We start from the raw sequence: 12,670 nt of genomic DNA, 5'->3' as shown, positions 1-12,670 counted from the left end.
TTCAATTTTTAAAGCAGCCACCGAAAGATGGCTTATTTGTCGTGTGCTTAAGGGAATGGATACCCTCTACTTCTCATTTTCAATCTTCTTCCTCCAATAACCATGTTTTCACTTTTATCTGCAGTTCAGAATTCATATGGATCAACGTATCCTCTGTGAAATACGACTTCATAGTCAGTACTTTTTCACCCTGATTCAGGAATATCTCTGCCGTAGACTGATCCAGATAGATTCTGAAATCTTCCAGTTTATCCAGATGGATCTCTTTCTCATCATATCCTTCTCCATTCCACTTCTTTCTGAAAACAAGCAGATTTCCCGATTCTTTCTTATATAAGAACTTGATCACCTTACCAAAATCAAATGTGATCGTCTGATTTTCCAGACCCTCTGCCAATATCTCCATGCACTTTGAGTGTCTGTCGATTGCAATCTCTCCGGTTCCACAAATGCTTTCTTCGTTCTTTCTCAGATGTTTTAATTCTTCTGCCGGCTTCTGATACAGCCGGTCGTTCTTCACATATACTTCCCGCGGTATCGTAAGCACATGCAGCCATCCTTCTTTTACGGTCGGCTGACTCATCTGATATTCAATCTCTCCTGCTCCGATCCATCCCATCAAAAGGCGTCGTCCACTTTCATCAGTAAATGTCTGTGGCGCATAGAAATCGAATCCCTCATCCAGAAGTACACCTGTGTCTTCACTTATATGGAATCTTCCCTGTTCATAATCCATTATTCCGGCAAATACCATCCCTTTGCATCCGTCTTCTTTCTGACGGCTCACAATAAGGAATTGTCTTTCTCCCATGTCTGCCAGATCCGGGCATTCACACATATACCCCCAATCCATGGAAGAATCCAGCATATTACCTTTCCACTGCCATTTTTTCAAATCATCCGAAACAAATAAAGCTACATTTCCTTTCAGCTCTTTTGTCTGTGCTCCGACAACCATCCACCAGCGGCCATTCTTCTTCCATACTTTTGGATCTCTGAAATGTGGTGTATAGCCTTCCGGAAGATATACCACAGGCCCTTCCTTATGAAAGTTCACTCCATCCGAAGAACTTGCCAGACACTGATAAGTTTCCCTGCCGCCTTCGGAATCTCTCACATTTCCTGTGTAAAACAGATAATAGCTGTCTCCTTCTGTAATTCCAGAACCAGAATAACATCCATTCTTTTCATACCACTCTTCCGGTTTCAGCCCACATCCCTGATCCGACCAGTGAATCAGATCTTCTGACACGCAATGCCGCCAGATCTTATTTCCCTGCGGTACAACATCCGGAAGCCATTGATAAAATACATGATACTTTCCCTGAAACTGTGCCAGACCATTTGGATCATTCAAAAATCCATGTTTCGGTGAGATATGATAATTTGGTCTCATTCCCATATTCTTGCTCCTTTCTGATCTGCATCGATCTGATATCGTTATACTACCCCACTTTTCATTCGAAAAAAAGCCGTGTTTTTGCCATGCGGTTGTGCAAAAATGTGAACGCTTCCCTTCTTGTCCTTCCGCAGGAAAGCATTTAAACTCTTAGTAGCAGAAAGGACACAAAGGTATATATTTATGAACATTTTAAGAAAAGGATTTATCTACGGCGGTGACTACAACCCGGAACAATGGCTGGACCGCCCGGATATATTAGAAAAAGATATTGTACTTATGAAAAAAGCCCGGATCAATACGGTAACTTTGGGAGTATTTTCCTGGTCCGTACTGGAGCCAGAGGAAGACCATTATCATTTTCAATGGCTGATTGATACGATTAATCGTCTATACGAAAACGGGATTCAAGTCATTCTCGCAACTCCGTCCGGAGCACGCCCACGCTGGCTTGCCGAAAAATATCCAGAAGTTCTCCGGGTCCGCGAAGACCGAGTCCGTTACCACTACGGCGAAAGACATAACCATTGTTATACTTCTCCTGTTTACAGAGAAAAGGTACGGAAAATCAACCGGAAACTCGCGGAAACGTTTCGGAATCACCCTGCCGTTATCATGTGGCACATTTCCAATGAATACCGCGACGAGTGTCACTGTCCATTGTGTCAGAAGGCATTTCGTGTCTGGTTAAAAAAGAAATATCATACAATAGATGCTTTAAATCACGCCTGGTGGACTACCTTCTGGAGTCACACTTACAATTCATTTGACCAGATAGAAAGTCCGTCTTCCATCGGCGACAAAGGACTTCATGGCCTGAATCTCGACTGGAAACGTTTCGTCACAGAACAGACTACAGATTTTATGTGTCACGAAATCACTGCTCTTCGTGATGCCGGTGCCATGCAGCCGACGGTCGTGAATTTTATGGATGATTATAAAGGACTGAATTATTACCGGCTTGCCCAGCACGTAGACTATATCTCCTGGGACAGCTATCCGGCCTGGCATAAAGATTCCGATATCCATACCGCATACGATACCGCCTTCCAGCATGATCTGATGCGAAGTATGAAGCAGCAGCCATTCCTTCTTATGGAATCCTGCCCAGCAAGTCCAAACTGGCAGAAAGTAAGTAAAGCCAAACATCCGGGGCTTCTTATGAATGCAAGCCTGCAGGCAATTGCACATGGTTCAGACAGCGCACAATTCTTTCAGATCCGCGCAAGCCGCGGAAGTTTTGAAAAGTTCCACGGTGCCGTGATAGATCATTACGGCGGAGATGACACCCGCATTTTCCGCGAGGTAACAGATACCGGTATCGCATTACAAACTTTAACCGCTGCCGACGTCCCGGCCTCTTCCGTGCATGCACCTGCTGCCGTTCTCTATGATATGGAAAGCCGCTGGGCTATGGAAGATGCCAAAGGGCCAAGAAATGAGGGACTTTTTTATCATGAAGCTGCTCTGAAATCTTATCAGGCATTCCGTAAGAACGGCCTGAACACCGATATTATCAACATGGATCAGGATCTGACCGGCTATCAGATCATTGCTGCTCCCATGCTTTATATGTTCCGTTCTGGCATTGAACAAAAATTAAGAACATTTGTACAAAACGGCGGCATTCTTATCATGACTTACTGGAGCGGCATCGTAAATGAAACCGATCTCTGCCACCTTGGCGGAACCCCGCATCATCTTATCGATGTACTTGGTATCCGCAGTGAAGAGATCGATGGATTATATGATAATCAATGTAACCATATGGTTCCTGCCAGCAATAATTTTATGACATTGCCTGCCACCTATCTCTGTACACATCTGTGTGATCTTGTACAATTAAAAGGCGCTGTTCCTCTTATGCAGTATGCCGATAATTTCTATGCCGGGTACCCTGCATTAACTGTTCACAAATATGGAGATGGCCTTGCTTTTTATCTTTGTGCAGACGCCGAAGATACGTTTTATTATGATTTTTACAGACAGATCATCCAGGAACAGGAGCTCCCGGTCATCATGGATCACATTCCAGAAGGCATTGAGGTATCCAGCAGAAGCAGCGGCCGCCAGGAATTCATCTTTGCCCAAAACTATACCGATTCACCAATCCCATTCACACTGCCCGGGCATGCACAGATCTTGTTTGGGAAATACGATGGAACGATCAAAGAATACAGCACACTTATTTATCAGATGGAGGTAAAATCATGAGTTTATTTAAAAGAAAATCAAAAGACACCGGAAACGATGTATACGCATTTATATCAGGAAATACAATTCCGATCACAGAAGTAAATGATCCTGTATTTTCTGCAAAAACATTAGGTGACGGGCTTGCAATCATTCCTTCCGGGGAACTTATCTGTGCACCTTGCGCCGGAACTATCTCTATGGTTGCCGAAGGGTCAAATCATGCGGTCGGCATGACATTAGCAAACGGAGCTGAAATTCTGATCCACGTCGGATTAGATACCGTGAGTCTGAATGGTAAAGGCTTCAAAATCCTTGTAAAAGAGGGACAGAAAGTAAAACCAGGAACAAAACTTTTAAAATTTGATAAATCATTTATTGAATCAGAGGGATTTGACACGGCATGCGTCTTTGTTCTTACGAATTGCGAAGACTTCCCGGATGTCAGATTCTTTACCGGGCAGGATGTTGTTCAGAACGAAACTGTTATCTGTAGTTTTTAAAATAAATACGGGGATGGGATTGCTACCATCCTTTTTTCACAATCCCATCCCCGTATTTTCCTTCTAATTTCTTTAATGCCTCTTTTAAGTTTTTCTTTTTCTTCCTCATCTCTTCGGATTCGAACTTCATATCGAACAGACTCAACTGCTCCGGTTCGCTTTCTTCCGATAATTTAGACGTCCGGATTCCAAGAAGTCTGATAGGTTCTCCGTTCCACAATTCACGGAATAATTCAATAGCGCTCCGGTAAATATCCTGATCCTGGTTCGATGCTTTCTCCATCTGCATCTGATGGGACACCTGATTAAAAGTGTGATACTTGATCTCCACACTGACCATTCCGGCTTTCTGCCTGGCTTTTCGCAATCGTTGACCCACGCTTGCAGCCAAATCTTTTAACACCGGCAATGCCTCTTCCTCTGTTGTCAGATCTTTTGGCAGTGTCGTAGAATTACCGACTCCTTTTGCTTCTGCCCGGACGCTTTCTACTTCCGAATCATCGAGCCCGTTGGCAAATTCCCATAACTTTCTTCCATGACTTTTTAGATGTAATTCCAGAATCGCCGGATCTGTATTCGCCAGATCTCCGATCGTATAGATTTCCAGCTTCTTCATCGTCTCTACACTGGAACGACCTGCCATAAATAACTCTCCGATCGGCAGCGGCCACATTTTCACCGGAACTTCTTCCGGGAACAGCGTGTGCACTTTATTCGGTTTTTCAAAGTCGGATGCCATCTTTGCCAGAACTTTTCTGGAAGATATCCCCACATTTACCGTGAATCCGAACCTTTTATACACCTCATCTTTAATTTCATTCGCACCTTCCACAGGAGATGTGAACCAGTCTGCGATTTCTGTAAAATCCATGTAACATTCATCCACACTGACCTGTTCTATATGTGTCGTGTAGGTACGCAGGAAATCCATAAGTCTCCGGCTGTATTCGCGGTACATCTGGTGATCCGGCGGATAACTTTTCAGATTCGGACACTTACGAAAGGCATTCGCAACAGGTTCCCCTGTACGAATGCCATATTTTTTTGCCGGAATGGATTTTGCCAGAACGATACCGTGGCGGGACTTCTGGTCGCCGCCAATGATCGCCGATATCGTCCGGATATCCACTTTCGCTCCATTCTTTAGTTGTTCTACTGCAGTCCAGCTAAGATAAGCTGAATTGACATCTATGTGAAATATTATTCGCACACGCTCTGACTCCTTGCCACAAGCTTACCGTCTTCCACATCTATGATGATCGTATCCTGTGCGCCTACGTCGCCCTGCAGCATCAGTTTTGCTGCCAGTGTATCGACGTGTTTCTGGAGAAATCGCTTCAGTGGTCTTGCACCATAATTCGGATCATATCCTCCGTCTACGACATATTTCTTCGCATCGTCGGTCAGGAAAATAGAAATCTCACGATCAGCCAGACGTTTGTTGACATCCGCTACTAATAAGTCAATAATGTCATAAATGTTATCTTTCGTCAATGGTTTGAACATAATTGTCTCATCCAGACGGTTCAAAAATTCCGGTCTGAAGTGTGCTCTTAAATCTTCCAGTACTGCGCTCTGACTTTCCTGACTGATATTGCCATTTTCGTCCATTCCATCCAACAGATACTGTGATCCGATATTAGATGTCATGATCAGTATCGTATTCTTAAAATCTACGGTACGTCCCTGTGAATCGGTGATACGTCCATCGTCTAATACCTGTAACAGAATATTGAATACATCCGGATGTGCCTTTTCCACTTCATCAAACAATACGACAGAATATGGTCTTCTTCTGACTGCTTCTGTAAGCTGACCACCTTCATCGTATCCGACATATCCCGGAGGCGCTCCGATCAGACGGGACACGGAATATTTCTCCATATACTCACTCATATCGATACGTACCATGTTATTCTCATCATCAAACAGATTCTCTGCCAGTGCTTTTGCAAGCTCTGTCTTACCTACACCGGTAGGTCCAAGGAACAGGAACGAACCGATTGGTTTGGTCGGATCTTTGATTCCTGCTTTGGAACGGATGATGGCTTCTGTTACCAGTTCTACCGCTTCATCCTGTCCAATAACTCTCTTATGCAGTTCATCACCCAAATGTAAAGTCTTGCTTCTTTCGCTTTCATTTAATTTTGCAACAGGAATTCCAGTCCAACGGGATACGATTCTTCCGATCTCTTCATCATTGACACTTTCATGTACCAGTGAGAGATCTTCATCTTTTACTTTGGCTTCTTCATCCTCTAACTGTTTCTGGAGTTGTGGCAGTTTACCATACTGAAGTTCTGCAGCCTTTTCCAGATCATAAGAATGCTTTGCCTTTTCTATATCTTTATTAACCTGTTCAATCGCTTCACGGAGTTTCTGAACACGCTCGATACCGACTTTTTCATTATCCCATTGTGCTTTCTTTCCTGCAAATTCATCTCTGAGTTCTGCCAGTTCCTGCTGTAAATGTTCCAGACGTTCTTTACTTAATCTGTCATCTTCTTTCTTCAATGCAGTTTCCTCAATCTCCATCTGCATAATCTTACGATTCAATTCATCCATCTCTGCCGGCATAGAATCCAGTTCTGTTTTAACCAGTGCACATGCCTCATCTACAAGGTCGATGGCCTTATCCGGAAGAAAACGGTCAGAAATGTAACGATCAGATAAGGTTGCAGCTGCTACCAATGCACCGTCTGTAATCTTTACACCGTGGAACACTTCATAACGCTCTTTCAGTCCACGAAGGATTGAGATGGTATCTTCAACGGTTGGTTCTTCTACCATAACCGGCTGGAAACGTCTCTCAAGAGCTGCATCTTTTTCAATATACTGACGGTATTCATCCAGTGTCGTTGCGCCGATACAGTGCAATTCTCCTCTTGCCAGCATAGGTTTTAACATATTACCGGCATCCATAGCTCCGTCTGTCTTACCTGCTCCGACAATTGTGTGTAATTCATCAATGAACAGGATGATCCTTCCGTCACTGTTCTTCACTTCTTCCAGTACTGCTTTCAGACGTTCTTCGAATTCACCACGATATTTTGCACCGGCTACCAGTGCTCCCATATCCAGAGAGAAGATCGTCTTCTCTTTCAAGCCTTCCGGTACATCACCGCGCACGATACGCTGTGCAAGCCCTTCGACAACAGCAGTCTTACCTACACCAGGTTCTCCGATGAGGACTGGATTATTCTTTGTCTTACGGGAAAGGATTCTAATCACATTCCGGATCTCGGAATCACGTCCGATGACCGGATCCATTTTCTGTTCCCTTGCTCTTTCTACCAGATCCGTACCATATTTATTCAATGTATCATAGGTATCTTCCGGGTTATCACTGGTCACTTTCTGATTGCCTCTGACGGTTGAAAGTGCCTGTAAGAATCCTTCTCTTGAAATGCCCATCTCACGGAAAAGTGCTTTTACTTCTTTGCCTGCATATTTCATAATAGAAAGGAAGAGATGCTCTACCGATACATATTCATCTCCCATTGCTTTGGCTTCATCTTCACCATGAATCAATGCTTTATTCAGATCCTGTCCGACATACTGCTGTCCGCCCTGAACTTTTGGCCGTTTCTGAATGGCTTCTTCTACTCTGTTAATGATGAGATTCTTATCCAGCCCCATCTTTTCCATCAATTTCGCAATCAAACTGTCATCCTGTGTCAGCAATGCATAGAGCAGATGCTCCTGTGCAATCTCCTGGTTGCCATAGTCCATTGCAATACGTTCACAGTTCTGTACAGCCTGCAGTGATTTTTGTGTAAATTTATTTATATTCATATAGACAACCTCCTTTTTGCTCTTGTTCTATTTGCAATATAACATTACATCTTTTTGTTAGCACTGTCAAGAGGTGAGTGCTAATTATTTGTGAAGAATTTGTGAACGCTACAAGCCATGCAAAATGGTGAAAAAAGACGCCCTGCAAAGGCGTCTTTTTTTGCTATTTTATAGGGCGACAGCCCTACAGCGAGGGAACTCTTTTCCGAGCCGTGCATGGCGTATGCCACTACTTCACAGAGATTTTTCACTTGCTTTCGCACTCGATTTTCTTACCACATTTTACGACAACGACTTCTGGTTTATCTCACAGCAGTCACAGTTTCTGACAGGTTCATTTTAGACATCTGCGCCCCCGCAATCATGCACACAGTATAAATCCTGTTTTTATTTTTCTTTCATATAATCTATACAATTTCTCACATTCCATGCATATCCATCCCGCTTCGCCTGTGTAAAGCGGATATTTTCGATTCTCACAGTATTCTGTTTCATAATTTTCTATTAATTCCACAAGGTTATTGATATCTCCCATCTGCGCGGCAGCCATTCCTGTCATTGCCCACAAAAAGCCATTTCTTTTTTTATTCAGTTTCTGCCATTGAAACTTTTCCGTAAACTGATCATATAATATCTTTTGCTTTTTCTTCTCTTTTACCGGAAATTCATAGATCAGCGGATAAATCTGAGCAACACCATCCGGATAAAATTCTGTCTGATCATACAGATCACTGTTTCCAATAATTCTCCATCTTTGATTCGCATCATCCCAGAATATATTTTCTATCTGCGCCTGTATCTTTTTACGCATTTCACTGATTGCCTGTGTATCTTCCAGTCCTGCAAGTTCCAATTCGTGCAGACCTTTCCATACTTCCAGATTATCCATCAGATAAGCGGTGGTATTTTCTTCTGAGACCTGTGTGATTCCATCCCGCATCAGGCTTTGAATCTTTTTTAATGCAAGACTGATTCCTTTTTTCCAGTATTCCGGCAAATCTGTATTTTCTGTCTTTTCCAGGTATTTTCCCATAAGGAAAAGATACATACCTAGATATCCGTCTTCGGAATCAACCTTTTCTTTATAAATAAGTTTTCCACTCTCTTTCCTGTAGATTCCCATTTTCCCATCTGTTTCCAGCAAAATCCCGGTATGCCAGTCCAGATACCTGCCGACAGCTTTTTTCTCTGTTTCCGTGATGGGACAATTCTTTGTTTCTGCCAAAAGCCCCAGTGCAGCCATACATGCAAAGTATGGATTAACATCTCCGGCTTCACTTCCATTCATATAGATTTCACCCTCAGAGCCCTGGTTCTCAAGAATCCACCTTTTTTCTCCGATCAGGACTGTTTCCAGCCATTTCTGACGGGCATCTATTTCTTTTCTCAGATTCTGATAATAAGCATACAAAAATACAATCCCCACAGTTATGCAAAATATAATAAGTCCCACCACGTTCTTTCGATTTTTCACTTTTCTTTTGCATTGGTTTTGTTTATGCTCATGCATCTATATCCTCCAGGATTTTTCTGATCTTGATACTTGCAGTTCCATCACCATAAGGATTTCTGGCCTCACTCATCCTTCTGTAAATCTCTGGTTCTGTAAGGAGCTTCCTGCATTCTCTGTATATATCATCCATCTTCGTGCCTGCAAGCTTTAAGGTTCCTGCTTCCACCCCTTCCGGACGTTCTGTTGTATCCCGCATGACCAGTACTGGTTTTCCCAACGCAGGCGCTTCTTCCTGAATTCCTCCACTGTCTGTCATGATCAGATAACTGGCTTTCATCAGGTTATGGAATTCTACCACATCCAGTGGTTCGATCAGATGTATTCTCTCACATCCATCGAATTCTTCATCTGCGATTTTTCTGACCTGCGGATTTAAATGTACTGGATAAATAACCTTCACATCTGTGAATTCCTCCACGATCCTGTGTATAGCCCGGAACATATCACGCATAGGTTCTCCCAGATTCTCTCTTCTGTGTGCCGTCACAGCAATCAGCCTGCTGTCCTTTGCCCATTCTATCTCCGGGTGATAAAAATCATTTCGCACCGTATAGTGCAGAGCATCAATTCCTGTATTTCCTGTGACAAAAATCTGCTCTGGATCCTTGCCCTCTTTCAGCAGTGCATCCGCTGCTTTCTGAGTCGGTGCAAAATGCAGACTGGAAGTAAGTCCGATGGCCTGCCTGTTAAATTCTTCCGGATAGGGAGATTTCATATTATAAGTTCGAAGTCCCGCTTCCACATGTCCTACCGGAATCTGCTGATAAAATGCAGCCAGCGATGCGGCAAATGCAGTCGACGTATCTCCATGGACCAGTACCATATCCGGTTTTTCCTTTTTCAGAATTTCCCTCATTCCTGTAAGAATAGCCGTTGTCACATCCGTAAGATCCTGCCCTTTTTTCATGATCGCCATATCATAATCCGGAACCACTTTAAAAATATCGAGAACCTGCTTCAACATTTCCCTGTGCTGTCCTGTAACACACACCAACGTTTCCAGTTTTTCACTTTTTTTCAGCTCCAGGACAAGAGGGCACATTTTAATTGCTTCCGGTCTTGTTCCGAAAATCACCAGTACTTTTTTCATTCTCAATTTCCTCCCAGTTCTTTATCCAGATACGCCAGTCTTTCGCGGATAGTATCTGTCAGTTGTTTCATAGCTTCCTCATAACTTCCGATATCCCTCGACATTCCATCCTTACCAGTGCCGACTAACAGGTTCTCATCAAAAGAATATCCCCACACTTTAAAGTTTCTGTCCACGGCATCTCCCAGTTTCTCCTGATAAGATGCTATCTTGTCAGCAATATGTTCATCAGATAGTGTGGTTTTACGCAGCTGCACATATCTTTCACAGACATGTTTTCTAAAATTTTCGTCCTGCCACAGCCTGTCAAACCATGAATTTTCCACTGTATAAAGATGATCTGTTTCTGTATGAAACCACTGATAATTATCAAATCCATTGTTAAAATCCCATGCAGCAAGTTGTAGCTTTCCTCCCAGTTCTTTATACACATAAGTAGAAAGATTACCAGCATCATAATTCATGGCAAATTCATTGATAATAAAATAATCTACCCAATTATCCATATCGATGTATTCCTGATAGCCGCTTCTTTTATCCTTGAAATTCTCTCCATATAGAACCTGTTCAAATTCAGAGATATCATTTTTTATATATTCTTTTTGTTTTTCCGTTATTTTATTTTTTGATGGATATCTTATATACAGAGCGTTATAGGTATATCCTTTCGTCTTTCCCCATGTTTCTATTTCTTCAGTTCCCGTATCGATCCTGTCTCTGTTTACCACATATGCAGTTTCTCCCGACAACAGACCAAATTCTGCAAGACGCAATCTGCTTTCTCCGTTTGTTACAGGTTCTACCGCCAGATAAACTCCCTGATACTTTCCATCGACAAACAATTCCACAAACCGAGTGTCCGGAGCCCATCCATTTAATTCTCTTGCCAGATCATATACCAATTTATTTCTGATCAGTGTCTTATCAAGATAAGGACCATTTAACACCCATTCACTGTTTGCTCCCATTCCTGCAAGTGACACTTTTTTTTCATTCTCTTTACTATTTTTGTAAAACTTAATGCGATATTGTTTTTTATCAAATTTACTATAAGAAGAGGCACCTCTGTATTTAATCGTAGCACGATATATAGAATTGGGAACCGCAGAAACAGATTGTGCCTCTTCGTTTCCATCCAACAAAGCAATATTTCCACAGATTACATTTTCCTTCAGGATCTGCTGGCCCTTTGTATTCATATAGATTACCGGAAGTGTAGTAGAGAACTTTCCCAGATCATAATATTTCAGCGTCTCTTCGTCCGGTGCAGCCCACTCCTTCATTTCTTCTTTCGTGATAGCAGTTCTCTTTTTTTCCTTTGACTTATTTTCTGACTTTACAACAAAATTTCCCATAATGGATATTCCAAAGAGAACTGTTATCATCAGAATACATAAAAGGATACGTCCTATCCTTTTCATAGCATCACCTCTCTGTCAAGCAGCCTTTTTACTGCGAAAGTTCATCCTTCTGGTCAACTATATTTACCCTTTTCACACCATCAATTTTAATCAGTTTCTCTGAAATATCCATCTGATTTTGTTTTGCAGCATTATCCAGAATTCCCTCTCCAATAGAATAGACCAGTTCAAAGCTGTTTTCTGTAACATTTCTCATAGAAATATGTACTTTTCCAGAAAAAAAGCTGTCTACTGCTGCCTCTGTTTTATGTAAGCAGTCAGGTGTTCCCTGAACAACCATCAGTTTATTACAAGATGTGAACCCTTTCCTTGTAATAATAAGAAAAAGAAGTAAAAAAGCTGAACCAATAACAATAAGCGCATACTGAGATACACCACAGCCAATACCTGCTGCGATTGCCCAGAAAATATATGTAGCATCTCTTACATCCTTTACAGCAGTACGAAATCTTATGATAGAAAGAGCACCAACCATACCAAGGGATAATGCAATATTATTACTAATGATACTCATGATCATAGCTGTAATAATTGTAATCGTTCCGATTGAAATATTAAATTTCCTACTGTATGCAGTTCCCACATAAGAAATTTTATATATAAACATAATAAAAAAGGAAACAATCAGTGCGATTATATTATTCATTAAAATCACAGTCACGCTCAGTGCTTCTGTATTTGTCAAATTTTCTACAATAAATTCTCTCATCTCTTTCTCCAATCCCGGCATCCGGTTTATCAACTATTTCCAGTCTG

General features: G+C 42.1%; 9 protein-coding genes. 2 read left to right on the top strand and 7 right to left on the bottom strand.

The features are described 5' to 3' along the window. Positions 1-79: 79 nt before the first annotated feature. A complete protein-coding gene (locus tag OCV72_RS05465) occupies positions 80-1,402 on the bottom strand; it encodes a glycoside hydrolase family 32 protein (RefSeq protein ID WP_242859220.1) in 1,323 nt (440 codons plus the stop codon). A gap of 180 nt (positions 1,403-1,582) precedes the next feature. On the opposite strand from OCV72_RS05465, the gene OCV72_RS05460 reads away from it, so the two are divergent. After that, positions 1,583-3,613, top strand: coding sequence for a beta-galactosidase (locus tag OCV72_RS05460; RefSeq protein WP_055213227.1), 2,031 nt, complete (start codon positions 1,583-1,585; stop codon positions 3,611-3,613). Then, positions 3,610-4,095: a PTS sugar transporter subunit IIA gene (locus OCV72_RS05455; RefSeq protein WP_081019623.1), complete on the top strand. Its 486-nt coding sequence runs from the start codon at positions 3,610-3,612 to the stop codon at positions 4,093-4,095. Before OCV72_RS05460 ends, OCV72_RS05455 begins: the two co-directional genes overlap by 4 nt. A 22-nt stretch (positions 4,096-4,117) precedes the next feature. On the opposite strand, the gene OCV72_RS05450 is transcribed toward OCV72_RS05455, so the two are convergent. The 6 genes from OCV72_RS05450 to OCV72_RS05425 form a co-directional block, all read right to left on the bottom strand. Next, positions 4,118-5,305 carry a DNA polymerase Y family protein gene (locus tag OCV72_RS05450; RefSeq protein ID WP_055282459.1) on the bottom strand — a complete coding sequence of 396 codons (1,188 nt, stop codon included), beginning with the start codon at positions 5,303-5,305 and terminating at the stop codon, positions 4,118-4,120. Further along, positions 5,296-7,890 carry an ATP-dependent chaperone ClpB gene (gene clpB, locus OCV72_RS05445; protein ID WP_055282457.1) on the bottom strand — a complete coding sequence of 865 codons (2,595 nt, stop codon included), beginning with the start codon at positions 7,888-7,890 and terminating at the stop codon, positions 5,296-5,298. Before clpB ends, OCV72_RS05450 begins: the two co-directional genes overlap by 10 nt. Before the next feature lie 361 nt (positions 7,891-8,251). After that, positions 8,252-9,400: a hypothetical protein gene (locus OCV72_RS05440; RefSeq protein ID WP_055282455.1), complete on the bottom strand. Its 1,149-nt coding sequence runs from the start codon at positions 9,398-9,400 to the stop codon at positions 8,252-8,254. Then, positions 9,393-10,493 carry a non-hydrolyzing UDP-N-acetylglucosamine 2-epimerase gene (gene wecB, locus OCV72_RS05435; protein WP_055282453.1) on the bottom strand — a complete coding sequence of 367 codons (1,101 nt, stop codon included), beginning with the start codon at positions 10,491-10,493 and terminating at the stop codon, positions 9,393-9,395. The genes OCV72_RS05440 and wecB overlap by 8 nt, the downstream gene beginning before the upstream one ends. A gap of 2 nt (positions 10,494-10,495) precedes the next feature. After that, complete coding sequence (locus OCV72_RS05430) at positions 10,496-11,914, bottom strand: CotH kinase family protein (RefSeq protein WP_055282450.1); 1,419 nt, start codon at positions 11,912-11,914, stop codon at positions 10,496-10,498. A gap of 28 nt (positions 11,915-11,942) precedes the next feature. Then, the gene (locus tag OCV72_RS05425) at positions 11,943-12,623 is read right to left on the bottom strand and encodes a DUF4956 domain-containing protein (protein WP_070099616.1); all 681 of its coding nucleotides are present in this window, start codon (positions 12,621-12,623) and stop codon (positions 11,943-11,945) included. Between the last annotated feature and the right edge of the window lie 47 nt (positions 12,624-12,670).

This window comes from Dorea amylophila (assembly GCF_025567265.1).
In the GTDB taxonomy this organism is placed as follows: domain Bacteria; phylum Bacillota; class Clostridia; order Lachnospirales; family Lachnospiraceae; genus Dorea_A; species Dorea_A amylophila.
Note: the sequence above shows the minus strand (reverse complement) of the source record. Positions and strands in the feature narration are given on the sequence as shown.